This is a genomic window from Paenibacillus jiangxiensis (assembly GCF_046098255.1).
Taxonomy (GTDB): domain Bacteria; phylum Bacillota; class Bacilli; order Paenibacillales; family Paenibacillaceae; genus Paenibacillus; species Paenibacillus jiagnxiensis.
Genome location: NZ_JBJURI010000054.1, coordinates 1 through 26,414, shown reverse-complemented (window position 1 = coordinate 26,414; position 26,414 = coordinate 1). Strand labels below are relative to the sequence as shown.

Annotated in this window: 24 protein-coding genes, 1 tRNA gene and 1 rRNA gene; 15 read left to right on the top strand and 11 right to left on the bottom strand. The window is 47.2% G+C overall.

The window, feature by feature from the left end; translation table 11 throughout:
• The 3 genes from ACI1P2_RS30500 to gyrA all read right to left on the bottom strand — a co-directional run.
• Positions 1-351 (bottom strand): 16S ribosomal RNA (locus ACI1P2_RS30500); the annotation flags it as partial.
• Between the two features lie 408 nt (positions 352-759).
• Positions 760-1,878 carry an HD-GYP domain-containing protein gene (locus ACI1P2_RS30495; RefSeq protein WP_355327380.1) on the bottom strand — a complete coding sequence of 373 codons (1,119 nt, stop codon included), beginning with the start codon at positions 1,876-1,878 and terminating at the stop codon, positions 760-762.
• A gap of 215 nt (positions 1,879-2,093) precedes the next feature.
• Positions 2,094-4,616 carry a DNA gyrase subunit A gene (gene gyrA, locus ACI1P2_RS30490; RefSeq protein ID WP_355327377.1) on the bottom strand — a complete coding sequence of 841 codons (2,523 nt, stop codon included), beginning with the start codon at positions 4,614-4,616 and terminating at the stop codon, positions 2,094-2,096.
• Positions 4,617-5,076: 460 nt separating this feature from the next.
• Between gyrA and ACI1P2_RS30485 the strand changes: the two genes are divergently transcribed.
• On the top strand, positions 5,077-5,943 hold the full coding sequence (locus ACI1P2_RS30485) for a YheC/YheD family protein (RefSeq protein ID WP_355327374.1): 867 nt from the start codon (positions 5,077-5,079) through the stop codon (positions 5,941-5,943).
• 73 nt (positions 5,944-6,016) lie between these two features.
• Here ACI1P2_RS30485 and gyrB read toward each other — a convergent pair whose 3' ends face one another.
• The 6 genes from gyrB to dnaA form a co-directional block, all read right to left on the bottom strand.
• A complete protein-coding gene (gyrB, locus tag ACI1P2_RS30480; RefSeq protein ID WP_355327372.1) occupies positions 6,017-7,927 on the bottom strand; it encodes a DNA topoisomerase (ATP-hydrolyzing) subunit B in 1,911 nt (636 codons plus the stop codon).
• Between the two features lie 69 nt (positions 7,928-7,996).
• The gene (gene remB, locus ACI1P2_RS30475; RefSeq protein ID WP_355327370.1) at positions 7,997-8,248 is read right to left on the bottom strand and encodes an extracellular matrix regulator RemB; all 252 of its coding nucleotides are present in this window, start codon (positions 8,246-8,248) and stop codon (positions 7,997-7,999) included.
• 16 nt (positions 8,249-8,264) lie between these two features.
• Positions 8,265-9,380 (bottom strand): DNA replication/repair protein RecF, encoded by a 1,116-nt coding sequence (gene recF / locus ACI1P2_RS30470; protein WP_355327368.1) that lies wholly within the window; start codon positions 9,378-9,380, stop codon positions 8,265-8,267.
• A gap of 57 nt (positions 9,381-9,437) precedes the next feature.
• On the bottom strand, positions 9,438-9,656 hold the full coding sequence (gene yaaA / locus ACI1P2_RS30465; RefSeq protein WP_355327366.1) for a S4 domain-containing protein YaaA: 219 nt from the start codon (positions 9,654-9,656) through the stop codon (positions 9,438-9,440).
• 122 nt (positions 9,657-9,778) lie between these two features.
• A complete protein-coding gene (gene dnaN, locus ACI1P2_RS30460) occupies positions 9,779-10,921 on the bottom strand; it encodes a DNA polymerase III subunit beta (protein ID WP_355327364.1) in 1,143 nt (380 codons plus the stop codon).
• Between the two features lie 219 nt (positions 10,922-11,140).
• A complete protein-coding gene (gene dnaA, locus ACI1P2_RS30455) occupies positions 11,141-12,487 on the bottom strand; it encodes a chromosomal replication initiator protein DnaA (RefSeq protein WP_355327362.1) in 1,347 nt (448 codons plus the stop codon).
• 855 nt (positions 12,488-13,342) lie between these two features.
• Here dnaA and rpmH point away from each other — a divergent pair.
• The 11 genes from rpmH (at position 13,343) to ACI1P2_RS30400 (ending at position 24,091) form a co-directional block, all read left to right on the top strand.
• Positions 13,343-13,477 (top strand): 50S ribosomal protein L34, encoded by a 135-nt coding sequence (rpmH, locus tag ACI1P2_RS30450; protein WP_068778604.1) that lies wholly within the window; start codon positions 13,343-13,345, stop codon positions 13,475-13,477.
• Positions 13,478-13,693: 216 nt separating this feature from the next.
• Positions 13,694-14,044 (top strand): ribonuclease P protein component, encoded by a 351-nt coding sequence (gene rnpA, locus ACI1P2_RS30445; protein ID WP_355327359.1) that lies wholly within the window; start codon positions 13,694-13,696, stop codon positions 14,042-14,044.
• A gap of 71 nt (positions 14,045-14,115) precedes the next feature.
• Positions 14,116-14,973, top strand: a complete 858-nt coding sequence (locus ACI1P2_RS30440) for a YidC/Oxa1 family membrane protein insertase (protein WP_355327357.1) — start codon at positions 14,116-14,118, stop codon at positions 14,971-14,973.
• On the top strand, positions 14,970-15,719 hold the full coding sequence (gene jag / locus ACI1P2_RS30435; protein WP_355327355.1) for an RNA-binding cell elongation regulator Jag/EloR: 750 nt from the start codon (positions 14,970-14,972) through the stop codon (positions 15,717-15,719). The genes ACI1P2_RS30440 and jag overlap by 4 nt, the downstream gene beginning before the upstream one ends.
• Positions 15,720-15,826: 107 nt before the next feature.
• Positions 15,827-17,203, top strand: a complete 1,377-nt coding sequence (mnmE, locus tag ACI1P2_RS30430) for a tRNA uridine-5-carboxymethylaminomethyl(34) synthesis GTPase MnmE (RefSeq protein ID WP_355327353.1) — start codon at positions 15,827-15,829, stop codon at positions 17,201-17,203.
• A gap of 96 nt (positions 17,204-17,299) precedes the next feature.
• A complete protein-coding gene (mnmG, locus tag ACI1P2_RS30425; protein WP_355327351.1) occupies positions 17,300-19,186 on the top strand; it encodes a tRNA uridine-5-carboxymethylaminomethyl(34) synthesis enzyme MnmG in 1,887 nt (628 codons plus the stop codon).
• On the top strand, positions 19,186-19,917 hold the full coding sequence (gene rsmG, locus ACI1P2_RS30420) for a 16S rRNA (guanine(527)-N(7))-methyltransferase RsmG (protein WP_355327349.1): 732 nt from the start codon (positions 19,186-19,188) through the stop codon (positions 19,915-19,917). Before mnmG ends, rsmG begins: the two co-directional genes overlap by 1 nt.
• An 839-nt stretch (positions 19,918-20,756) precedes the next feature.
• Complete coding sequence (noc, locus tag ACI1P2_RS30415) at positions 20,757-21,575, top strand: nucleoid occlusion protein (protein WP_355327346.1); 819 nt, start codon at positions 20,757-20,759, stop codon at positions 21,573-21,575.
• Positions 21,576-21,809: 234 nt separating this feature from the next.
• Positions 21,810-22,571 carry a ParA family protein gene (locus ACI1P2_RS30410; RefSeq protein ID WP_355327343.1) on the top strand — a complete coding sequence of 254 codons (762 nt, stop codon included), beginning with the start codon at positions 21,810-21,812 and terminating at the stop codon, positions 22,569-22,571.
• The gene (locus ACI1P2_RS30405; RefSeq protein ID WP_355327340.1) at positions 22,564-23,406 is read left to right on the top strand and encodes a ParB/RepB/Spo0J family partition protein; all 843 of its coding nucleotides are present in this window, start codon (positions 22,564-22,566) and stop codon (positions 23,404-23,406) included. The genes ACI1P2_RS30410 and ACI1P2_RS30405 overlap by 8 nt, the downstream gene beginning before the upstream one ends.
• Before the next feature lie 163 nt (positions 23,407-23,569).
• Positions 23,570-24,091 carry a DUF4446 family protein gene (locus ACI1P2_RS30400; protein ID WP_355327337.1) on the top strand — a complete coding sequence of 174 codons (522 nt, stop codon included), beginning with the start codon at positions 23,570-23,572 and terminating at the stop codon, positions 24,089-24,091.
• Here the strand turns inward: ACI1P2_RS30400 and yyaC are convergent.
• Positions 24,042-24,650: a spore protease YyaC gene (gene yyaC / locus ACI1P2_RS30395; RefSeq protein WP_355327334.1), complete on the bottom strand. Its 609-nt coding sequence runs from the start codon at positions 24,648-24,650 to the stop codon at positions 24,042-24,044. The genes ACI1P2_RS30400 and yyaC overlap by 50 nt on opposite strands.
• 143 nt (positions 24,651-24,793) lie before the next feature.
• On the opposite strand from yyaC, the gene ACI1P2_RS30390 reads away from it, so the two are divergent.
• The 3 genes from ACI1P2_RS30390 to ACI1P2_RS30380 all read left to right on the top strand — a co-directional run bounded on the left by ACI1P2_RS30390 (position 24,794) and on the right by ACI1P2_RS30380 (position 26,113).
• Complete coding sequence (locus ACI1P2_RS30390) at positions 24,794-25,741, top strand: mechanosensitive ion channel family protein (protein ID WP_355327331.1); 948 nt, start codon at positions 24,794-24,796, stop codon at positions 25,739-25,741.
• Positions 25,731-25,952: a DUF951 domain-containing protein gene (locus ACI1P2_RS30385; protein ID WP_355327328.1), complete on the top strand. Its 222-nt coding sequence runs from the start codon at positions 25,731-25,733 to the stop codon at positions 25,950-25,952. The genes ACI1P2_RS30390 and ACI1P2_RS30385 overlap by 11 nt, the downstream gene beginning before the upstream one ends.
• A 73-nt stretch (positions 25,953-26,025) precedes the next feature.
• Positions 26,026-26,113: transfer RNA gene (locus tag ACI1P2_RS30380), tRNA-Ser, on the top strand.
• A 225-nt stretch (positions 26,114-26,338) separates the two neighbouring features.
• Here ACI1P2_RS30380 and ACI1P2_RS30375 read toward each other — a convergent pair.
• The coding region (locus tag ACI1P2_RS30375; protein WP_355324935.1) for an IS3 family transposase at positions 26,339-26,414 on the bottom strand (76 nt) is incomplete at its 5' end.

Sequence of the window (26,414 nt, the reverse complement as noted above, 5' to 3'; positions counted from 1 at the left end):
GAGTCTGGGCCGTGTCTCAGTCCCAGTGTGGCCGATCACCCTCTCAGGTCGGCTACGCATCGTCGCCTTGGTAGGCCATTACCCCACCAACTAGCTAATGCGCCGCAGGCCCATCCTCAAGTGACAGATTGCTCCGTCTTTCATCGCTTCCCCATGCGAGAAAACGAATTATCCGGTATTAGCTACCGTTTCCGGTAGTTATCCCAGTCTTAAGGGCAGGTTGCCTACGTGTTACTCACCCGTCCGCCGCTAACTCTCAGAGGAGCAAGCTCCTCATCAAGTCCGCTCGACTTGCATGTATTAGGCACGCCGCCAGCGTTCGTCCTGAGCCAGGATCAAACTCTCCAATAAAAATGTTACAAAGTAACATCGGCCTCACCGGATTTGGGTTCCACTCGACAGAGTGAATCAAATTCGGCGAGCCTATCGAAAAGAGCGATTAAGCTCATTTGAATCTGACGAGATTAATATCTCAATGTTCGCTCCGTCATTCATTCTGTCATAGACACGAACCAAATGACTTTGCGAATCGGTTTTACGATGTAAAACCTACTCACTCGTTGTTCAGTTTTCAAAGATCAAACTTATTGTTTCGCCGCTGTATCTCATCTCTCAGCAACTCTTATAGTATACCACATCAAAACATCAGTTGCAACACTTTTTTTTATTAACCTTCCGAGTTTTCTGTGCTTACCAAGCTGCTTTTAACTTTTAGCGACAAAAAATAATATATCACATCTCACTATAAAAAAGCAACCTTTAAGAAATGATTTCTTCAATGTAAAGATTGGTGTTCTGGACGAGATTGATAATCTCTCCATCGATATTAACCATAGGGCGAGTGGGATAGTCCCTATCTGCAAAAACAATTTCTCCTGTCCGTTGATCATTCAACCGGATTTTTGTCCCAATCCCAAGCTGGGTGGCTTTGCTGATGAAGGTTTGCACGATTGCCGGGTCCAGCTTGCCGAATGCTTCGCTTTTAATCTCCTCCAGCACCAGATAAGGGGATTGAGCCTTGCGATATGCCTTTTGCAAAGTCATCGCATGGAAAATGTCAGCTACGCTCGCAATTCTGGCGTAAATATGTGTTTGCTGTCCCTTGATCTTCATCGGATAGCCGGACCCATCCACTTTTTCGTGATGCTGAAGAGCAGCCAGACGTACTCCTTCATTGATTCCTTTAACCTTCGAAAGCAATTCATACCCGTAAATGGTATGCTGTCTCATTTCAGCAGCTTCCTCTGCTGCAAGAGCAGAGGGTTTATGAAGAATATTATGATCCACCTTTGCATTTCCAATGTCATGAAGCAGACCGGCAAAAGCTGCCGGTATCCAGTCTTTCTGGGGAAGGCCGGACCACTGAGCAAGTAAATAAGAAGTGAGCGAGCACATGACTGCATTATGATAAATATAATCCGATTCTGACATCGATTGTGGAGTAAACGTGATTACATTATATTTGTGTATGTAATTAAACATTTCCTTTAACCGGGTACGCAGCTCCAACACTGGCAGCTCTGATACAAGAACTAAATGGAATGCCTGCTTAACAAGCGCTAAGGTCTTATCGTATGCCTCATTAAACTTGGCCCATTCATTCTCTTCAGCTTTAAAGTCGGATGATGCCAAGGTTGAATTTTCCTTATTCTTGGCCTGTTGTTTCGCTGCTTGCTTAATGCCTTCCAGCGCTTTATAACCCTCAACAGTCTGATCCATTTCAATTTCTACTTCTTTAATCAAAAACGCATGCAAAATCTCCATATCGCGTGGAAGCAATACTTGGCCCTTAGAAAGAAGAACACTTCCAAGTTCAGTATGAACATCGTTTTTCAATTTAAATCCGGGGATTACATCTTTGATAGGTAGCATTGTCATCGTTGTATTGAACCTCTCTGTTTCCGGAGGGCTGATTTTACGCCGCTCTTGTCGACTTTTATGGAAGCACCACTATTTTACAAGCTGAGTCTATTATATTACTTATCTCCTAGTTCTGTACATCGTTTTTGTCTCTCTTATAATGACTTAAGTCCTAATGAAATATAAACAAAAAAGAAGGGACTCCCTCAAGGAATCCCTTCTACTATCCACTTCTATTGCTGCTCTTCCGAAGAGTCGGGACTGCTGTCTCCAACCGGATCCTGAACATCCGCTTCATTCTCCATTAGCTCATCCATCAGCTCTTCTGATTCTTCGTTCTTGTTGACGCGGCATACGGTTGCAACGGCATCCTCTTCACGAATATTGATCAGCTTAACACCCTGTGTATTCCGTCCCATAGTGGATATGCCCTCCATGCTGGTACGGATGAGTGTACCACTGGCCGTGATGATCATAAGATCTTCTTCCTCTTTAACAACCTTAAGACCCACAACCGGTCCATTTTTCTCCGTGATGTTAATCGTTTTAATCCCTTTACCGCCCCGGCTTTGGACACGGTATTCCGAAGTAGGTGTCCGTTTGCCGTAACCTCTCGTCGTTACGATCAGGATATCCAGCTCTTTGTCCACGACATCCATACCGATGACAGCATCCTCTTCATCAAGGGTAATCCCCTTGACGCCTGTAGCGCTGCGTCCCATCGAACGAACATCGCTTTCCGGGAAGCGGATGGACATGCCGTTCGCAGTACCGATAACCATTTCCTGTTCTCCATCGGTCAGCTTCACTTCAATAAGCGCGTCATCTTCACGAAGGTTAATCGCGATAAGCCCGCCTTTGCGAATATTCACATAATCATCAAGCGGTGTCTTCTTTATGATACCTTGACGTGTTGCGAAGAAAAGATACTTGCCATCCTCAAACTGCTCGACTGGAATAACCGCATTAACGGATTCGCCCTGCTCAATCTGGATCAGATTGATGATCGGTGTTCCGCGTGCCGTCCGGCTCAGATCAGGGATTTCATAAGCCTTAATCCGGTAAACCTTCCCTTTGTCGGTGAAGAACAGCAGATGATGGTGGGAGTTCGTTACAAACAGGTGCTCCACGAAATCCTCCGTTTTGGTATCCATCCCCACGACACCTCGGCCGCCGCGCTTCTGATTCCGGTAGGTTGTAACCGGTAGCCGCTTGATATAACCGGTATGAGTAATGGTGATGATTACATCTTCACGCGGGATCAGATCCTCATCAAGAATGCTCTCTTCACCGACTGTAATCTCGGTACGGCGTTCATCAGCGAAGCGTTCCTTCAGTTCATTCAGTTCTTCGCTGATAATATTCAATACCAGCTGCTCATTAGCCAGAATCTCACGATACTCCTGGATTTTCTGCAGCAGCTCGTTATATTCGTTCTCAATCTTCTCGCGTTCCAGTCCTGTAAGACGCTGGAGACGCATATCCAAAATGGCCTGCGCCTGCTCATAGCTGAGCGAGAAACGCTCCATCAACCCGTCACGCGCGGTTTCGGTCGTTGGTGAAGAACGGATCAGGGCGATAACCTCATCCAGATTATCGAGCGCAATCCGCAAGCCCTCCAGGATATGGGCTCTGGCCTCTGCCTTTTTCAGATCAAATTCCGTCCGGCGACGAATAACTTCGATCTGGTGCTGTAAATAATGATAAAGAACATCCCGCAGGTTCAGAATCTTTGGCTCTTTGTTGACAATTGCCAGCATATTGATTCCGAACGTCGACTGCATCGCGGTGTGCTTGAACAGGTTATTTAACACCACATTAGGATTGACATCCCGGCGCAGCTCAATGACAATCCGCATACCGTTACGGTCGGATTCGTCACGAAGATCCGTGATGCCCTCAATCCGCTTGTCGCGGACAAGCTCGGCAATCTTCTCTACCAAACGAGCCTTGTTTACCTGATAAGGCAATTCCTCCACAATGATACGCGCCTTGTTGCCGACCTCTTCAATGTTGGTCTTCGCACGCATTGTAACGGAGCCTCTGCCGGTCTGATAAGCCTGCCGTATTCCGGAACGGCCCAAAATATAGCCTGCCGTCGGGAAATCCGGCCCTTGGATATAATCCATCAATTCCAAGGGGGTAATGTCCGGGTACTGGATCAGGGCCTGAACCCCGTCGATGACTTCTCCCAAATTGTGCGGGGGTATATTTGTAGCCATACCGACCGCAATCCCGCCCACTCCATTCACCAGCAGATTCGGAAATCTGGCCGGAAGTACAGCCGGTTCATTTTCCTCGCCATCATAGTTTGGCATGAAATCGACCGTTTCTTTATTCAAATCGCGCAGCATCTCCATAGCGATTTTGGAAAGGCGCGCTTCCGTATAACGCATCGCCGCAGCCATATCGCCGTCAATGGAGCCGAAGTTGCCGTGTCCATCGACCAACATATAACGAAGCGAGAACTCCTGCGCCATACGCACCATGGTCTCATAAACAGCGGAGTCACCATGGGGGTGATACTTACCGATAACTTCGCCGACAATTCTCGCCGACTTTTTATAGGGTTTATCCGGAGACATACCCAGTTCGGACATCGCATACAAGATACGCCGGTGAACCGGCTTCAATCCATCCCGCACATCCGGCAGAGCCCGGCTGACAATAATGCTCATCGCATAATCCATGAATGATTCGCGCATTTCGATGCCGATATCCCTGTTGACGATCTGCGGGTTATTTTGATCCGCCATGCTGGACCTCCTCTTTCTTAACCACTCTGCACTACTCTATTGTGAAAAGCCTGCAAGGCTCAAAACGCCGTCCCAAACGCTGTACTCCATCCTTATAATTATAATAGTTTCACAATTAGATCACAATTAAACGTACGTTAAAAAGCGACCTCCAAAGGAAATAAGTTGCGGCTGGGGATTAGCCCTGCCTTTTCGTCCTGCCCGACATACAAATAAAGTATACGTCTGTTCCGCCCGCCATTGCCCATGATTCGAAGTGGTATCATCCTGAAAATAGCAGACATGAATCCATGAAAAAAGAGCAGAAGTCGTTTTATTAGGCAGTAAACACAAAAAATCGCCGTATTTCTCTATTATACCACTGTTTTACACGCTTGTCCTATTGTTTGCCTGTTTTTGGGAATCAAATCTTGATATCTGTCTCAATATTTCTGAAACTTTCATGAAAGGATGATGGTTCTTGTCCATCCAACGGGTCTCCAGTAAATGGGCTAAAACAATTGCCATGATGCCCAACCTGAAACTGATCCCTTATATTCCCGACACCAGATTATACAGTCATGAGAGCCTGGAGGAAATGCTGAGAGCTTATAAGGTTGTCTACGTAAAACCTGACTCTGGAACTTACGGACTGGGTGTCATGAGAGCGGAGATTGAACAGGATCCCGAATCATCTCAGGAAAATCAAGCTAGTGCCGGCAGCCCTTACAGTCTTCGGTTTGGAACTACCAGCTGCAGTTATGAGTCGCTGGAAAAGCTTCATGAAGCCATTATGATGCAAATCGCCCGCCGCACATTTATTATCCAGCGAGGAATTCATTTACTCAATTATCAAGGCCGGGCTTTTGACCTTCGCATCCTGACGCAAAAAAATTTGCAGGGAAAATGGGAAACTACAGGATTTATAGGACGCGTGGCAGCGGCAGGAAAGATTATTACAAACTATCACAGCGGCGGTACGATTGCCGAGTTTCACACCCTTCTATCATGCCACTCCGACCGCCAGGAGACTGCCCAGCTAGAACGAAGGCTTGCACTGCTGGGAGAAAGAACCGGACGGCAGCTGGAAAAAAGCTATCCCCGCTTAAAAGAAATCGGTCTGGATATCGGAATAGACGAACAGCTGCATCCCTGGGTTCTGGAAGTCAACACGCTTCCTTCCCTTTACGTCTTCGGCAAGCTTTCCGACAAAAACATTTACAAGCGCATCCGAAAATATGCCGTTGCCTATGGCCGCAATCCTTCAAGCGCTGCCTCCGTCACCTCCAAGAAGCCGTCAGCCCGTACAAGGAACAATCCTTCGACGGCCTGGAAGAAAAAAGCCTGATCTGAATAAAAAATGGCGCCCGCGGGCGCCTCTTATTTTGCAGCCGGGTGATCGACCCGGCCTTTCTCTGCAATTAAATATCCAAATTTTTAACGTATTTGGCGTGCTCCTGAATGAAGTTGCGGCGCGGTTCCACATTATCACCCATCAGCGTATCAAACAGCGAATCCGCCAGCATGGCATCCCCAATGCTTACCTGAAGCATCGTCCGGCTTTCCGGGTCCATCGTGGTTTCCCACAGCTGAGCCGCATTCATCTCGCCAAGACCTTTATAGCGCTGAACGTTGAACTTTGCATTTTCGCCGAATTCCTGAATGATCTCATCACGCTCGGCCTCGGAATTGGCGTAACGCACCACTTTGTTCCGCTCAACCTTGAACAGCGGCGGCTGGGCGATATACACATAACCCGCATCAATAATCTGTCGCATATACCGGTAAAAGAACGTGAGCAGCAGTGTACGGATATGGGCTCCGTCTACATCAGCATCCGTCATAATAATGACCTTGTGATAACGCGCTTTGGAAATATCAAAATCTTCACCGATTCCTGTTCCCAATGCTGTCACCATGGCGCGAATCTCTTCACTGGACAAGATCCGGTCAAGGCGCGCCTTCTCCACGTTCAGGATTTTACCGCGAATCGGCAAAATCGCCTGGAAGTGCCGGTCACGGCCCTGTTTCGCCGATCCGCCGGCAGAATCCCCTTCGACGATATACAATTCGCTGATGGAAGCGTCCTTAGAGGAGCAATCGGCCAGCTTGCCCGGCAGGGAGCTGATCTCCAACGCGCTTTTACGGCGGGTTAATTCACGAGCCTTACGGGCTGCTTCCCTTGCACGTGCAGCCTGCAGCGCTTTATCCACAACACGGCGGGAAACGGAAGGATTTTCATCCAGAAACTCCTGCAGCTTCTCTGCGAACAGGGATTCTACAATCCCGCGCACCTCGCTGTTGCCAAGCTTTGTTTTCGTCTGTCCTTCGAATTGCGGCTCCGGAATTTTGACGGAAATAATAGCTGTCAGGCCTTCACGAACATCATCACCGGTCAGGTTGGCATTATTGTCCTTGATCATCCCCGCTTTGCGGGCATAGTCGTTGATAATCCGCGTCAATGCGCTCTTGAAGCCGGATTCATGCGTTCCGCCCTCATGCGTATTGATATTGTTGGCAAACGAATAGATATTCTCTGTATAGCTGTCATTGTACTGCAGCGCCACTTCCACCTGAATGGCATCCCGTTGCCCTTCTACGTAGATCGGATTTTCGTGCAGCACTTCCCTCTTTTCATTGAGGTACTCAACATACTGACTGATTCCGCCCTCGTAATGAAAAGAAGCGCTGTCTCCCGTTCTTTCATCCTTCAGGCTGATGGAGATGCCTTTATTCAGAAACGCCAGCTCACGGATCCGGGTAAGCAGCGTATCATAATCATAAACCGTCGTTTCTGTGAAAATTTCATGGTCAGGGAAAAAACGGGTTTGGGTTCCGGTTTCCTCCGTCTCACCGATCACTTTCACATCATACTGAGGCACACCCCGGTGATATTCCTGCTGATAAATATGTCCGTCCCGTTTAACCGTGACGATCACCTTGCTGGAAAGGGCGTTTACGACGGATACACCCACCCCGTGCAGACCGCCTGATACTTTATAGCCCCCGCCACCGAATTTGCCTCCGGCATGCAGAACGGTCATTACAACCTCAAGGGCTGATTTTTTCATCTTGGCATGTTCGCTGACAGGAATGCCCCGCCCGTTATCGATGACGGTAACGCTGTTATCTTCATGAACGATAACCTGAATGGTATCGCAGTATCCGGCCAAAGCTTCATCGATGCTGTTGTCCACTACTTCCCACACCAGATGATGGAGCCCTTTTACGCTGGTCGATCCAATATACATACCAGGCCGTTTGCGAACAGCCTCCAATCCCTCAAGGACCTGAATCTCGCCCGCATCATAAGTTGGTTGATTCATAGACATGCCTTTCACCTACTTTTATAGATTCAATAGCTAACAATTGCGTTAAATGCATGTTACGGAAGTATATGCTCAAGCAAGATCAGTCAATACATTTGCCCTTTTTTTCAGCGTGTTGGATGAAATCGGGGAATAATAGACCGTGCTCTTGGTGACGACAATGGATTTGGCTTCTTCTTCACTGATCATTTCAATATGCTTCTGCTTCTGGGCATGATTAACGTACTGTTTGGAGATTTTGGAGGATTTCTCAATGGAAATGTCAAAAATGGCAACAAGCTCGGAGGACCGTATAATTTTATCTCCGCCAAGGTGAATATACATGACCGTTGTTCACTCCTTAAAATTCCACATGTCCCGCATGGACATGATAGATGCTGGCTTCCTTCAGCCGTCCGGCATTCAGGCTTTCAATCCCGGTTGCAGTGATAAAAGTCTGGACCTTGCTCTGGAAGGTTTCTATAAGCTGTGTCTGCCTGTACGGATCCAGCTCGGAGAGAACGTCATCGAGCAGCAGTACAGGGTACTCGCCAATCTCCTCGTGAATCAGTTCAATTTCGGCGAGCTTCAAAGACAGAGCTGTCGTTCGCTGCTGTCCCTGTGAACCGTAAGTATGCACTTCTTTGCCGTTAATGGCAAACGCCAAATCATCACGGTGGGGACCCGCAAGCGTCATGCCGCGCCTGATTTCCTGATCTCTCATTTGTGATAACTTTAACATAAATCGGTCCAATAAAACAGCTTCATCTTCTTCCTCCGCCTCGCCAAAGGAAGGAACATAGCTTAATTTGAGCTCTTCGCCGCCCCCGGTAATGCCCTGATGAATCTCTTCAGCCCATCTTTGCAATTTCTTTATGAATTGTTTCCTTTTTTTCACAATTTTAACACCGTGCTCAATCAGCTGCTCATTCCAGACCTCCAGCATGATCTGAATCGATGCAGGATCCTTGCCCCAAGCCTGTTTGAGCAGGTTGTTGCGCTGAATCAGCACTTTTTGATACTGCTGCAGGTGGTAGAGATAGCCTGGCGCTACCTGCCCGATCTCCATGTCAAGAAACCGGCGGCGGACCCCCGGCGTTCCTTTTACGATTTCAAGATCCTCGGGCGCAAACATGACAACATTGAGCGTGCCTACAAAATCGCTGAGCTTCCGCTGCTCCAGGCCGTTGATCTTCGCTCTTTTGCCCTGCGGGGATATGGCCAGTTCAAGCCTGACATCTCCATACTTCTTGCTGACAGAGGACGATAAATAGGCAGAGGAGCCGTCAAAAGAGATCAGCTCCTTGTCCCTAGCCGTACGATGGCTTTTGGTGAGTGCCAGTACGAAAATGGCTTCGACCAGATTGGTCTTGCCCTGCGCGTTCTGTCCAATCAGCAGATTCACCGGTCCGAATGAATCCAGCTCCAGCTGTGAGTAATTACGGTAATGCTGCAAGTGGATGTTGTTCACAAACACGCTTGGTCCCCCTCGTTCTATGACCTGGCGGAGGATTCTGCAGCCTTGTGTAGGCCGTCAGGAGCCGGCTGTCACTTCAAAGCTGCCTTCCCCGGCCACCTCAACGGCATCTCCCGGATACAACTTGCGGCCGCGGCGTTCTTCGACTTCACCGTTGACGCGGACGGCTCCCTCCTGCAGCAGGGCCTTGGCCATGCCGCCTGTTGGTACACAATCGGCCAATTTCAGAAATTGATCGAGTTTAATAAATTCACTTTGGATGGATATCCGTTTCACGGCATATCGTTCCTTTCTTCCTGACGGAGATGTTATCCACATGTGAATAATCTGCCCGTGTTGTCAGCACAAACGGCTGCTGTTGATAATTTTAAACCATACGCTTGCAAAGGTGTATGGAATTAGTTGGTGGTGCGGTAAGGCAGAATGATGTACAGCGCATTGCTGTCGTCCACCGGCTTCAAAATAATCGGGCTCATAATACCGGTAAAAGCAATCATGAGCTGATCGCTGTCCACAACTTTGAGCACATCGAGCATATATTTGGAGTTGAAGGAAATTTTGAGCGGCTCGCCTTCAAATTTGGATACATTCAGCTCCTCGCGTACTTTCCCGAGCTCTGATGAGCTGGAGGAAATCTCGAGCCCCCCATTTTCCATGGACTGCATTCTTACAATGTTTGTTTTCTCCTCGCGGGAGAGAAGATATGCCCGGTCAATGGACTCGCTTAAACTTTTTGTATCTACAACCAGTTCTGTTTTGTAGGAGGTCGGAATAATTCTAGAAGTATCAGGATACGTTCCGTCCAAAATGCGCGAGTAGAACAGGACGCGGTCGATTTTGAACAGCACCTGGTTATCCGCGACCACGATGTCAACCAGCGTATTCTGGTCCGGTATGATTTTACTCAGCTCATTCAGCGTTTTACCCGCAATGACGACGTTGCTGAAACGAAGCCCTTCGGCCGTTTCCAGGTGCGCGCTGCGTGTAGCCAGCCGGTGGCGGTCGGTAGCGACAAACTTCAGCTCATTATCCGCCAGATTCCACAGCACGCCTGTAAGAATCGGAGTGGTCTCGTGGGTGGAAATGGAGAATACCGTCTGTTTGATCATATTTTTGAGCAGATCGCCAGGGATGGACAGCACCTGATTCTCCTCAATGTTCGGCAGCACCGGAAATTCTTCCGGATCCAGTCCGACCATCTGAATTTCGGTGGCTCCGGAGGAGATGAACGCCTGGAACTGGTCGCGGACCTCCATCTGTACCTCTTGCGAAGGGAGTTTTTTAATGATTTCCACAAAAAACTTGGCAGGCAGCACAACACTTCCCGGTTGATCCACCTGTACGATTGTGCGCTCCCCATCCTCAATCGGGATAAAGGATTGAATGGATATGTCGGTATCGCTGGCAGTCAGCGTCAGCCCCTGATGGTTTACGTCCAGCTTGATGCCGCTCAGGATCGGGATCGTTGTCCGGCTGGAGATCGCTTTGGATACATGTTGAATGGCTTCGTTCAAAAATTGCTTCAAAATACTGATTTTCATAAGTTCCTCCTACAAGGGAATTGGCAAAAAGAAGGCTGCCTGTTGCGTGTCGCGTAGCTGTTCTTTTCTTCGGCGAAGCCGGTTCTTCTTATGATGTATATTTAATAAAAAATAGTAGTAATAGTATTAGGTGGCCTGAATATGTGGATAAGTAGGCCTAAAGGCAACAAATGAAGCCTATCCACATGTGTATAGATTGTGCATAGGCTTTGAACTTGTTCACGAAGGATTTTTGATTTTCTCTGTAATGTTGTTAATAACTTTGTACAGCTCCTGATCGTTTTGAATCGATTTGGAGATTTTCTCATGCGCATGAATCACGGTCGTATGGTCACGTCCACCGAAGGCCTCTCCGATCTTGGGCAGGGAGTAGTCCGTCAGCTCGCGGGACAGGTACATGGCGATTTGCCGCGGAAAAGCCACTGCTTTGGTACGCTTGCGCGCCTTGAAATCCTCAAGCCGCAAATTATAGTACTCGCCGACATGCTGCTGAATATCCTGGATCGTTATCATCTTAGGACGGCTTGAAGGAATAATATCCTTGAGCGCTTCCGCAGCCAGATGGGTCGTCACATCCTGATTCGTAAGGGAAGAGTAGGCAACAACGCGGATCAGCGCACCCTCAAGCTCGCGGATATTCGTATCGATCTGATTGGCGATATAGACCATCGCTTCGTTCGGGATGTCCAGCTTCTCGGCCTTCGCTTTTTTGCGCAAAATGGCGATCCGGGTCTCCAGATCCGGCGGCTGAATGTCCGTGATCAGGCCCCATTCGAAGCGGGAGCGCAGGCGTTCCTCCAATGTCGGAATTTCCTTGGGAGGACGGTCGCTTGAGATGATGATCTGCTTGCGTTCTTCATGCAGCGCATTAAAAGTATGGAAAAATTCCTCCTGCGTTGATTCCTTGCCTGCCAGGAACTGAATATCGTCAATGAGCAAAATATCAATGTTGCGGTATTTGTTGCGGAAGCTTTCTCCGCGGTTGTCCCGAATGGCATTGATAAATTCATTTGTAAATTTCTCGGAAGACAAGTACACGACCTTGCTGGTCGGATTATGCTCCAGAATGTAATGGCCGATCGCGTGCATCAGATGTGTCTTGCCCAAGCCTACGCCGCCGTACAGAAACAGCGGATTATATGCTTTAGCCGGCGCTTCGGCGACGGCCAGGGAAGCCGCATGGGCAAATCGGTTGCCGGATCCGATGACAAAGGTATCAAATGTATATTTCGGATTCAGCATATGAGAGACCGCTTCTTCCTGAACCACAGTTGGCTGCTGGGGCAGCTGCTGGGGATCCGGCTCGGCAGGTTTGTTTTCCTCAATCATAAACTTGACGTCAACCTGCTTCCCGAGCAGCTCATACACCGTAGAGGCGACCAGCTTCGTGTAACGGCTCTCCAGCCATTCAACGGCAAAAGTTGTCGGCGCGGAAATCACAATGGAGTGATCATTCAGCTTCGTTGCCTTGGTCGCTTTAAACCAGGTATCAAAGCTTGGTTTGCTCAGCTTGGTTTGTATAATGGATAAAATTTCTTGCCATAATTCGGAAGTATGGCTCTCCACAGACTGTCACTCCTTTTAAATCCTCCAAATGTGGCTTAAGCCATAAGCACAAAAAAAGCCCATCCGCTCCGCTGACAAAAACGGCACAAAATGAGGGGAAACGCAGCACAAATCATCCCGAAATCGGCACAAGTCGGAAGTCTTGCCTGTTCAGGCCAGGCATGTCGGGCTTGGTGTTCGGGAAAATGACTGAGCGGTCCGTTCCGTTCCTCTTCATTTTGCAGACCGGGAAGGAAATATAAATGTCGAAATGTAATGAAAATTGTAGAATATATCCCCAGAATCCAAAATTCACACAATCATATAAATATGGATAACTCAAAATTGTTCACAACTTTATCCACAGGCTGTTGATAAGATGGAGGGATAAATCACATATTCACAATCAAAAAGTAATATAATCATAGCAAAAGAAACCCTCTATTTCAATGTATCCGTCGATTTTATCCACAAATTCAAGCTGTTGTGTATAATTTTTATTCACAACACAAGATATTGTTTATAAGTTGTTCAGTTTTCGACATGAACCCTGTTTTTGGCCAACCAACTTATTCACAGGTTATGACGAAGCGGCTCACATTGAAAATGTTTATAAACATATGTGTATAACTGTGACAGTCTGTCATAGCTGTGGAAAACTTTTTTCTGTTAAAACGACTTTATTCCCAAAAAACATCTATTGAGGATTTCTAAAAATGAAATTTTCATATGGATCATTGAAAAGAGGGAGAGGCTGATCCCCTGAAAGAAGGTTGACATTCCAAACTGTACGTGGTTAAATGTATAAAGGTGTTTTTTGTGGAGCTATGATGTTATTCCATATAAAACGTATTCTTTGTAAGGAGGTGCAATACATTGAGACCGACCTTCAAACCGAACGTCAGCAAGCGTAAAAAAGTCCACGGCTTCCGCAAAAGAATGAGCACGAAGAACGGACGTAAAGTGCTGGCAGCGCGCCGTCAAAAAGGCAGAAAAGTATTGAGTGCATAATATAGGTGCATGGAGACCACTGCGGTGGTCTTTTTTTCATACATGTGCCTTTTTCTTTCTAAAATCAAATGAAAAGCTTGCAGATGTCTGAAAACAGCTGCTATATATATGAAGCTTTTTTTTCAAAAGGTTATATCCTGCATTCAGGGATATACTGAAAAATAAGGGTTTGGCGGCCAGGAGAGGCCGAAAAAGTGAGGAGCAAGGAGAAGCGCCGTGCAGAGAAAATTGCGTCTTCGAAACCGGGCGGATTTTTCGCGCGTATACCGTCACGGGAAATCTTTCGCCAATCATCAGCTTGTGGTGTACTGGTCCCGCCGAAAAGATGTGGATCAGTTTCGCGCGGGCATATCTGTCAGCAAAAAGATCGGTAACGCCGTTGTGCGCAACCGGATGCGCAGATTGCTTAAAGAAATCATCAGGCATCATGAACATGAAATTATGGAGCATGTCGACCTCATTTTTATTGTCCGCAAAGGCGCGGTAACGATGTCTTACAAGGAATTGGAAAAGAGCGTCTTGCATGTGATGCGTAAAGCGTCGCTGCTGAAGCCTGGACAAAGATAATAAGTTTCTTTGTATGGGCGGATATGATATCATTTACGTTGGAATGTAATGGTTAAGAGAGGGGTTATGAAGTGTCGCGATTGAAGACAAAACAGGGAAGATGGCTTCTCTTAATAGCAGTAATCGGACTAGTAGCTGTGCTGGCCGGATGTGGTGCGGCCAATAATCAGTACACCACGGCCGATTTGGCCAACAGCGAATCCTTCTGGCAGCGTAATGTCGTGTATTACTTTTCTTATGCGCTGGACACGTTTGCCCAATGGTTCAACGGTGAATACGGCCTGGGCGTCCTCGTCCTGGTGATTATCGTTCGTACAATAATTTTGCCTCTGACCCTCAAGCAGGTCAAGAGCTCCAGAGCCATGCAGGCGATTCAGCCTCAGCTGCAGGAAATACAGAAAAAATACAAGGACACGCCCGAAAAGGTTCAGCAGGAGACGATGAAGCTGTTCCAGGAGAACAAGGTCAATCCGATGGCCGGCTGTCTTCCACTGATTGTACAGATGCCTATCTTTATCGCGCTTTATAATGCTATTTATTATAACTCCGAACTGCGGGACCACACCTTCCTGTGGCTGCAGCTGGGGGAACCCGACCGCTTCTGGATTCTTCCGATTCTGGCGGCGATCACGACGTTTGTACAGACCTGGATGATGATGAAAATGAATCCGACGCCGCAGCAGGGACCGATGCAGTTCCTCCTGTGGGTATACCCGGTTCTGATCTTCATCATGTCCTACCAGTTCCCGTCGGCACTGCCGCTGTACTGGTTTTACAGCAACATTTACACGATCGTTCAGAACTACTTCTTGTACCGCAACAATGGCAAAATTGCAGCCGTGGCCAATGTGAAGGCTGCCGAGGCTGCCAAATCGAGCTCCAAAGGCAATAAAAAAAGCGGAAAGAAGGGAGCCAAAAAATCAAGATGACGAAGGTCGTAGCAACAGGAAAAACCATTGAAGATGCTGTAGAACAAGGGCTGTCCCAATTGGGGACAAGCCGGAAACGCGTTAACGTTACCGTGTTGGAGCAGCCGTCAAAAGGATTCCTGGGCTTCATCGGGGCCAGGAAAGCGAAGGTGGAATTGACGCTCCTTCCCGAACCGGCCGTTGATGAGGCTAAAGCGGCAGAGTCATCACATGTGCACGATTCCCCGGCACAGCCCGTGAAGGAAGAGCACCTTGTAGAGCAGCTTTCCGCCGCAGTGGCAGCGGAGCCTGCAAGCAAAATCGACCCTTATGAAGAAGCCGTTCGGTTTGTACACGAGACGGCTGCGGGAATGGGACTTGAGGTAGAGGTGGAGCTGCGCCACGGCAAGGATGAGAGCGTGATGGACATTTCCGGATCCGATCTGGGCATGCTCATCGGGCGCCGCGGCCAAACGCTTGATGCGCTTCAATATTTAACGAATATTGTGGCTAACCGCCATGCGGACGGCTATGTTAAAATTGTGCTGGATGCTGAAAATTTCCGGCTGCGCCGTCAGAAGACACTGGAGAACCTTGCGGAACGGCTCGCTGCCCAGGTGGTCCGGACCGGCAAGGAAGTGATTCTGGAGCCCATGCCTCCCAATGAACGCAAGACGATTCACGCAGCGCTGCAGCGTCACGTCGAAGTAAGAACCTTCAGTAAGGGGGACGAGCCTAACCGGCGCGTCATTATTGCCAAGAAGTAAAAGGATTGCAATGGCTTTCTGCATCACGCAGAGGCCATTGCTTTTTTTCGAGATATGAATGGTGTGAAGTTATATATGATTTTATATGAGAAAGAGGTGAAAGCTGTATGCTTAGCGATACAATTGCAGCCATTTCCACGGCCGTTGGAGAGAGTGGCATTGCCGTGATTCGTGTCAGCGGTCCTGACGCTGTAGTGGAAGTGGAACGTATTTTCAAAAGCAAAACCCCGTTGACACAAGCCGCGTCACACACGGTGCATTACGGCCATATTCTGAATCCGGAAAACGGAGAGAAGGTGGAAGAGGTTCTGGTAACGGTCATGCTTGCGCCGCGCTCCTTTACGATGGAGAATGTTGTGGAGATCAGCTCCCACGGCGGGGTTGTGGCAGTCAAGAGGGTGATGGATCTGCTGCTGCAGGAGAACATCCGGCTTGCCGAGCCAGGAGAATTCACAAAACGCGCTTTCCTGAACGGGCGAATTGACCTCAGCCAGGCGGAAGGGGTTATCGACCTGATCCGTTCCAAATCCGATAAGGCTTTCTCGATTGCATTGAAGCAGGTAGACGGCATGCTGTCTTCTAAAATCCGCAAGCTCCGTCATACGCTGGTAGAGACGCTGGCGCATATTGAGGTGAATATCGATTACCCCGAGCATGATGTGGAATCGTTAACCTCCCAGTTCATTAAGGAAAAAAGCAGTGAAGTGATGGCTGAAATCGACCGGCTGCTGCAGACGGCGGAGCAGGGGAAAATTTTGCGTGAAGGGATAACGACTGCGATTGTCGGCCGGCCGAATGTGGGCAAGTCGTCTCTGCTTAACACATTAGTGCAGGGGGAAAAGGCTATCGTAACGGACATTCCGGGGACTACGCGGGATGTCATCGAGGAGTATGTGACGATCCGCAATATTCCGTTGCGTCTGCTGGATACCGCCGGCATCCGGGAGACGATGGATGTGGTCGAACAGATTGGGGTGGAACGTTCCAAGAACGCGGTGAGCGAAGCGGACCTTATTTTGATGGTGATTAACGCCAGCGAGCCCTTACATCAGGATGAACTGGAATTAATGGAACAAATCCGCGGTAGACAAGCGATTGTCATTATGAATAAAATGGACTTACCTTCCCAGGTGGACCGGGACATTCTGCTTCGGTATTTCCCCGAAGAGCTTATCATTCCAATGTCGGTGAAGGAAGAGCAGGGGCTTGAAATGCTGGAGGAAGGCATATCCAAGCTGTTCTTTAGCGGCAAGCTGGAATCTGCCGATATGACTTATGTAAGCAATGTCAGACATATTGCGCTGCTTAAAAAGGCGAAGCAGTCATTGAAGGATGCTTATGAGGCGGCGGATCAATTTGTGCCAATTGATATGATTCAGATTGATGTGCGTCTGGCTTGGGAGCAATTAGGTGAAATTGTGGGCGATACGGCGCACGATGCGCTGATTGACCAAATTTTCTCCCAGTTTTGTCTGGGCAAGTAAGTTTTTTAGGAAGCGCGAAGGGCCTGCAGGCCTGTTTATATATTTTCATCAATATATTTACCGGACATTTCCGGCATACTAAAGGAGGAGAAAAAAATGGGATACCATGGCGGCAGCTATGATGTCATTGTCGTAGGTGCCGGACACGCTGGAGTAGAATCGGCACTTGCGGCGGCCCGAATGGGCGTTAAGACACTTATGATTACGATTAACTTGGATATGGTAGCGTTCATGCCTTGCAACCCGTCGATCGGCGGCCCGGCCAAAGGCCATGTCGTTCGTGAAATTGACGCGCTTGGCGGAGAAATGGGACGTAATATTGATAAAACTTTTATTCAGATGCGGATGCTGAATACTGGCAAAGGACCGGCCGTTCATGCGCTGCGTGCGCAAGCCGATAAGTTTTCTTATCAGCATACGATGAAAGAAACGTTGGAGATGGAGCCTAACCTGACGATGCGTCAAGGCATGGTAGAAGAGCTGATCGTTGAAGATGGACAATGCGTCGGTGTTATTACGAAGACAGGTACAGAATACCGAGCGACGGCCGTAGTGCTGACAACGGGTACCTACCTGCGCGGTAAAATTATTATGGGTGAGCTGATGTATGAAAGCGGGCCGAACAATCAGCAGCCATCCGTACGTTTGGCGGAGAACCTGCGCGAGCTTGGCTTTGAGCTGGTTCGATTCAAAACAGGTACACCACCGCGTGTGCATAAAGACAGCATTGATTTCAGTAAAACAGAGATTCAGCCTGGCGATGAAAAGCCGAAGTTTTTCTCTTATGAAACAAAATCCTCCGACAATGAGCAGCTTCCTTGCTGGCTCACTTACACATCGGAGGTCACGCATCAAATTATCAATGATAACCTGCATCGAGCACCGATGTTCTCTGGTGTCATTGAAGGAACGGGCCCGCGCTATTGCCCTTCGATTGAAGATAAAGTTGTTCGTTTCGCGGATAAATCGAAACATCAGATTTTCCTGGAGCCTGAAGGAAAGAACACGTCGGAATATTATGTCCAAGGTCTTTCCACAAGCTTGCCTGAAGACGTGCAGCTGTCCGTGCTCCGTTCTATTCCAGGGATGGAAAATGTGCAAATGATGCGTAATGGCTACGCTATTGAGTATGACGCCATTGTGCCAACCCAACTGCGTCCTTCGCTGGAAACGAAGCGCCTCCCGGGCCTGTTCACAGCTGGACAAATCAACGGCACTTCCGGTTATGAAGAAGCGGCAGGGCAGGGGATTATGGCCGGCATTAACGCCGCCCGTAAAGTACAAGGCAAAGAAGCGGTGATTCTGGACCGTTCCCAAGGCTACATCGGCGTACTGATTGATGACCTGGTAACCAAAGGAACCAATGAACCTTATCGCCTGTTGACTTCACGTGCAGAGTATCGCTTGCTGCTTCGTCATGATAATGCGGATCTGCGATTGACGCCAGTCGGCTATGAAATAGGTTTGATCACCGAAGAACGTTACCAAAGCTTCCTGGATAAGAAAAACAAAGTGGAGCAGGAGGTTGAACGTCTCGCTTCCGTGAAGGTTCGTCCGTCAGAAGTGAATGCCATGCTGGAAGCAGCCGGTTCGGCACCTATTCAGGATGGAAGCAATCTGCTGAACATGCTGCGTCGTCCGGAAGTTGGTTACGCGCAAATTGAGCAAATCTCACCGTCTTCGCTGGAGCTGGATGAAGAAATGAAGGAACAGGTAGAAATTCAGATCAAGTATGCCGGTTATATCGAGAAACAGCTTCAGCATGTAGAACGCCTGCAAAAAATGGAGAAGAAGAAGCTGCCTGAGGACATTGATTACAATGATATCCAGGGCCTTGCTATGGAAGCTAAGCAGAAATTGAATAAAATTCGTCCCGTTTCCATCGGGCAGGCTTCCCGGATTTCCGGGGTGACTCCTGCTGATATTTCCATTCTGCTTGTATATTTGGAGCATTATAACCGGGTGAAGGCGGCAAGAGCATAATGACAGATGATATTCAGCAGCAATTCCAGGAGAGACTCGCGGGTCATGGAATCAATCTTGATGATCGGCAGCTCGAACAGTTTGAGATTTATTTTCGTGAACTGGTGGATTGGAATGAAAAGATGAACCTAACCGGGATCACGGAACGTGAAGCAGTATATACGAAACATTTTTATGATTCGATATCGCTGGCTTTTTACACTGATATGGCTCAAGTTTCAAGCCTGGCTGATATCGGGTCCGGTGCCGGCTTCCCGGGAATACCTTTGAAAATATGCTTCCCGCATCTGCGGCTGACCATTATTGATTCTCTGCAAAAGCGGATCAACTTTTTACAGCATCTTTGTGAAACAGCAGGGCTTCAACAAGTCGATTTGATTCATGGAAGGGCGGAGGAAGTGGCCCGTAAGTCAGGCTATCGTGATAGCTATGATTTGGTCACGGCCAGAGCGGTTGCAAGGCTTGCTGTGCTCAATGAATTCTGTCTTCCTTTTGTCCGTAAGGGAGGAACCTTTGCTGCCATGAAAGGAAGCGATCCAACAGAGGAACTGCAGGAGGCAGCCTTCAGCCTGAAGGAGCTTAATGGCAAGGTGAGAGAGGTACAGGCTTTTCAATTACCGGTTGAGGAATCAGCCAGACATATTATCCTGATCGATAAAACGGGTGCTACTCCTCGTAAATATCCAAGAAAACCGGGAACACCTTTGAAAATGCCGTTAATCAAAAACTAGAATGAAGAGGGAGTGTTTCACGTGAAACACTCCCTCTTTTTGGTTTTGTAGTGTTGTATAAATCACTTCACTTCTTACATATCATTTTGGTAGGGCAAGGGGCTTATCAGTAAATTTTTGTGAATCACGAATCGCCCTATCCAGAGGGAGAGGGATTTCCCCAATGTAATTTCTTTTGTGAAGGAAGCCCTTACCTTTCTTTAATTGCAAGAAAAACCTCTGTTGGATGCGATAATTTCGGAGGTATCATCCCCTTAAATCGTAAGGAAAACTTCCACTAAACGCGGTCTGACTTATTTGAAATGCATCGATAGACGTTTTTCTTGTGAGTACAAAAGATCAAATCTAGAAGAAGGTCGTACTGCTAGTGCTTTTTTTGTAAGAGCAGGTATCAAAAAAGCTCTTCCCAGAAGAGCAATCTTTTAGTGGTTTTTAAAAGTAGGGATATGCACGCAGCAGCGGAGAGGACGAAGCAATTCCGAAAAAGCGGAGGGTTCGCCTTTGATCCCGAATTTCTAACGCTAAAAAATATAATGGAAATTCGGGATCAATAGCGATTGTAGGAATGCTTCGTTCTCGGAGCGTCTCACAACATTTAAAAGGCAGGCCCAGATCAAAGTTTTTTGGGACGCTCTTCATTATATAATAGGATAATAGTTGCAAAAGAGAAAAGCTTGCGCTGGAACAGATAGGATTATAGACAAAAAGGTGATAGAATAGAAGTAACCGTTTTTGTATTTCACACCGCCTGAAATTGGCAGCATTGAGTAAGTGAAGATGGCCAATAATTGGCAGGCACAGAGATATGTCCATTTTGAAATTAGGTGGTATTATACGGAATGAAAGAACAATTTTCAAAGCTGTTTGGTTTTACTGAGCGTACAAGTGGGGACGAGGTCAAAAATATCCCGATCCATGATATTGTAAGCAGCCCTTACCAGCCAAGAACGATCTTTGACGACGAGAAGATTGATGAGTTATGCCAGACGATTAAAACACATGGCGTAATTCAGCCGATCGTCGTTCGATTTCGAGACGGCCGTTACGAGATTATTGCAGGTGAACGGCGCTGGCGTGCGGTGACCAAGCTTGGCATGGAAAGCATACCAGCGATCGTCCGGGAATTTAATGATTCGCAAGCCGCTTCCATTGCATTAATTGAAAATTTGCAGCGGGAAGGGCTTACAGCCATTGAAGAAGCTGTAGCGTATCAGAAATTGATTGACCTGCATCAACTCACTCAGGAGAGTCTTGCCCAACGCCTTGGTAAAAGCCAATCCACCATTGCAAACAAAATTCGTTTGTTGAATCTGCCGGAAGCCGCCAAGACAGCGCTTATGGAGCGCAGCATTTCCGAAAGGCATGCCCGTGCTTTGCTTTCTTTGGACAATGAGGAACTGCAGCAGAAGGTGCTTTCCGAAATTATATCCAAAGAACTGAACGTAAAGCAGACAGAGGCAAGAATTGCTTATTATAAAGAAGCTTCCAAAATCAAAAAATCGAAACGTATTTCGTTTACCAAGGATGTCCGTCTGGCACTAAATACGATCAGGCAGTCTATTGATATGGTATCCGGCTCCGGTCTGGATATCAAAACAAAAGAAACCGACAATGAAGACCACTACGAAATCGTTATCCATATACCAAAACGCAAATGAGTAATTGAACCGTAAGAAAAACTTCTATCGACGTACATTCACAGAAGACAGACCGCGTTTAGCAGTAGTTTTTCTTGAGGTTATAGAATTGTTCAGCTCCGCTGAAAATTTATAAATTCTATAACCATAAAAAAGCGGCAGCGATTGCCGCTTTTTCTGTCTACAGCTCGTCTGCGTACAAATGAACAAGATATGACTACAAGAGACCCCCTATTAAATTATGAGGTGAACGAATTGTCCAAAATTATAGCCGTAGCGAATCAAAAGGGCGGAGTAGGTAAGACGACGACTTCCGTTAATTTGGGCGCCGGACTTGCTTCCCTCGGCAAACGGGTACTGCTCGTGGATATTGACCCGCAGGGCAACACGACAAGCGGAGTAGGCATCAACAAAGCTGATGTCCCTAACTGTATATATGATGTGCTCATTAATGAGGTTGATCCCAACGAAGCAATAACGTCTACGCAGGTGGAAGGTCTGGATATTATCCCGGCTACCATTCAATTGGCTGGTGCCGAGATTGAACTGGTGCCCACAATTTCCCGTGAGCTTCGACTGAAGAAGTCTCTTCAACTCGTAAAGCATAAATATGATTATATTTTGATTGATTGCCCGCCGTCTTTGGGTATTCTGACACTCAATTCTTTGACAGCCGCTGATTCGGTCATTATCCCAATCCAGTGCGAGTATTATGCATTGGAGGGGTTGAGCCAGCTGCTAAATACAGTAAGACTCGTTCAGAAGCATTTGAATACTTCATTGCAGATCGAGGGTGTGCTTTTAACGATGTTTGATGCTCGTACGAATCTTGGCATCCAGGTTATTGAGGAGGTCAAGAAGTATTTCCAGAACAAAGTCTATCAAACGATTATTCCGCGTAATGTTCGTTTAAGTGAGGCGCCATCGCACGGCCAATCCATCATCACCTACGACCCCCGTTCACGTGGAGCGGAAGTATATATTGAACTGGCAAAGGAAGTGGTTTCCTATGAGTAAAAGACTTGGGAAAGGCCTTGATGCCCTGATCCCATCCCTTTCGGTCAGTGATGACGATAAGGTAGTGGACATTCCGCTGACTCAGCTGCGTGCCAATCCCTACCAGCCACGCAAAACGTTTGAAGAGGATGCGATTAAAGAGCTGGCTGAGTCCATTCGTCAGCATGGTGTGATTCAGCCAATTATCGTAAGAAGTGTCCTGAAAGGATACGAGATCATTGCCGGTGAACGCCGCTTTAGAGCATCCCAATATTGCGGTAATACCACGATCCCAGCCGTAGTTCGAAACTTTACTGACCAACAGGTTATGGAAATTGCTCTTATCGAGAATATCCAGAGGGAAAACCTGAATGCAATGGAAGTGGCAGTGGCATATCAGGGCTTAATGGAGCAATTCTCTCTTACACAAGAAGAATTATCCATGAAGGTTGGCAAATCACGTTCTCACATTGCAAATTTCCTGAGATTGCTTTCCCTTCCTAGTGAGGTGAAAGACTATGTTTCACGTGGAACATTGTCTATGGGACATGCCAGAGCTATTGTGGGGTTGAAGGATGAGCAAGTCCTCAAGCAGCTTGCGAAGCAGTGTATTGATCAGCATTGGAGTGTCCGGGAACTGGAGCAGGCAGTTCAAAACCTTGATCGTAAAAACGATGACGACAAGAGCAAGCTAAAGAAGAAAAAGAAAGATCCTTATATTGAAAATGTAGAAGAGAGCTTGCGTGAGCGGTTTAAAACAACCGTAAGGATTAAACATAATAAAGATAAAGGGAAAATTGAACTGAATTACTACAGTCAACAGGATCTTGAAAGATTGCTTGAGCTATTGCAGTAAATAATGGAAGGACAAAAATAGAGGGTGCAAAAACGAAACAAAATGACATATCAACCTCCAGCGTAAGCTGGAAGGGATATGTCATTGTTGTGTCTGAATATGGGGATTAAGCCGTATGCGCAAAGCAGGACAATTTTACAAGGCAGAGGGGTAGAAGCAGCAAATGGCTGAATTAAACGGTCTAATTATGGAACAATTATCCTTGTTCATTGCAGGAATCACATTAGTTATTTTGATCCTGCTTATCATAGTGATGGTGCAAGGGGCAAAGCTGCGAAAAATGCACCGTAAATATGAGGTTATGATGTCGGGCAGCGGTGTGGATGATTTGGAAACACTGTTAATTGATTTAAAAGTACAAATGGATGCCATCGAGGATGAACAGCAGAAAAACCGCTCCATGATGGATGCCATCCGAGGCCGAATGAAAGGCATGAAAGCCAATATCGGGATGATCCGTTACAATGCTTTTAACGAACGGGGAGGAGAGCTGAGCTTTTCACTGGCTTTGCTGGATCAGGAAAGCAGTGGAATGGTGCTGACAGGCATTTACAATAGAGACGGGTCCTATGTATACGCCAAGCCGGTGGAAAGCGGCACATCCTCCTACTTATTGTCTGATGAAGAAAAGGAAGCTATTTCTCTTGCGCAGCAACAGGCACAGAACGGTAATGCCACTCTGTAATAGCTGAGTACAAGCTTTTGGATATAATATCCGCGAGCTTCATAACCAGACTAAGTCTGGTGTTTTGCAGAACAAAATATTCCATAAAGCCGCCTACGTTTACAATACCAGTCAAATGGATATTGCCGACAGGCGGCAATTCTTTGTTTACACCAGCTCCAGGACGCAGAGGCCCTTCAGCTACCTGAACGCAGCCAATGCTGGAGCTTTGCCCCAGACAGGCATCAATGCCGATAATAAAAGGGTCTTCATGAACACAATGAATCTTGTCTAACGTTTCCTGCAAATTCACGGCATGCACCGGTTCATCAAGAGTGCCGTACAAATGAAAGAGCGGACTTTTCCATTTGGCAAGACTTGTCCCCACCAACGGCCCCAAGGCGTCTCCTGTAGACCGGTCCGTCCCGACACAGACAATAACCAGATTTTTTAAACTGTGAGCCTGGTAAAGGTGAAATAATAAACGGTGGATAATGGCAGATTGGATTCCGGGATCGGTGTATGGTATTTTAAGACTGGATGGCTCGGATTTGGAGACGGAGCTGGACGAAGGATTCATGATATCTTCCTTTCCTGCATGAATATAGTAGTAACTAGTATATGGAATACTTTTTGTTTTTATACTTGGAACGGTAGAGAGAATAAGCTTGTTAGAACTTAAAGCTGCAGGGTTAAAAATGAAGAAGCAGAGCCAAGAGGAGGATGAAGAACAGTATGCTGCAGCAGTTCCTGAACAACAACGGTATAGATACTCCAGATGAAGCGGTAAAGCAGGCTGTTCAATGGAAGGATCAATTTTGGGCGTGGTTGACCGATATCGGCATGTGGACCAATTTCTTGTATGTTTGCTTGAAAATAGCCGTCATTTATCTCATTGCCCGGATCGGGATGCGCATTATTTATAAATTAATTGATAAGATGATGGAAAAGCGCGAGGGAGCTAGAATTCATCTAAATAGCCGGCGAATGACCACGATCGGTGAGCTGCTTAAAAATGTGGTGGCTGTAGTATTTAACTTTATTCTGATCATGCTTGTTTTATCCCAAATGGGTATTGATCTGGCCCCCCTGATCGCTGGTGCAGGGGTTATCGGTTTGGCGGTTGGTTTCGGGGCGCAGAGCCTGGTGAAAGATGTGATCACAGGTTTTTTTATTATACTTGAGGATCAGTTTGCAGTAGGTGATGTGATTCAAACAGGTGCCTTTAAGGGAACTGTGGAAGTTATCGGCCTGCGGACGACAAGGATGGTAAACTGGCAGGGAGAAGTGTATATTATCCCTAACGGGCTGATTACTACGGTAACCAACTTCTCCATAACCAATTCATTAGCCGTGGTGGATGTCCCCATTAAGACGGAGAAAAGCCTCAAAGAGGCTATAGAAATAGTGAAAAAAGCTGTAGAGGGCATTCAGGAACGAAATTACAAAGTGACATCACCTCCGGACGTGCTGGGGGTTCAATCCATGACGACGGCTGAATATGTGATTAGGGTAGTTGCGGAATGCCGTCCGAATACAAATGCGGTAGTGCAAAGAGAAATCCAGACAGAGGTCCGAAAAGCCTTTGAAGAGGAAGAGGCGGAAAAGCTGGCTGTTCAGGAAATGGCTGCCGCAAAAGAGGTTAAGGAGGAGCGGGAAAATGGAGCGTAAAGTATTCCAGCTGGGGGATATTGTACAGATGAAAAAACCCCATCCTTGCGGAAGCAATGAAATGGAAATCATTCGTATGGGCATGGATATCCGCATCAAATGCGTGGGATGCAAGCATAGCGTGTTAATCCCGCGCGCAAAGTTTGAAAAAAATATGAAAAAAGTGCTGCGCTCTGCAGCGGAAGAGACGGATTCAACTGAATCCATGTGAAATTCGTCAGCTCCCAATTTTACTTTTTTTAGTTGCAATTTTGTAGATACTATGGTACAATCAATTTTGCTGCGGAAAGGTACCCAAGAGGTCCAAGGGGGCTGACTCGAAATCAGTTAGGCGTCGCAAGGCGTGCGTGGGTTCGAATCCCACTCTTTCCGTATTCTATTATCAAGTATGAAACCTTCCGGTTAAGCCGGAAGGTTTTTTGCATCTATATGTCAAAAGCGGCCTCAATTACGAAATCATCATGGTGTATGGGGCTGTGTAAGGACAAATGGTTGAGAACAGCGGGAAACTCTCGCTCTCATAACATACGAAAGGAGTGCCCCAGGTCATTGTGAACTGCACCCCGTCAAGTAGACAGTACAAAAAATAAAAGATCACTAAGCGGCCTTGGTTCTGAATTCAATGGGACTGAGGCCGTTTAGTTTTGCCTGCAACCGTTCATTATTGTAAAAG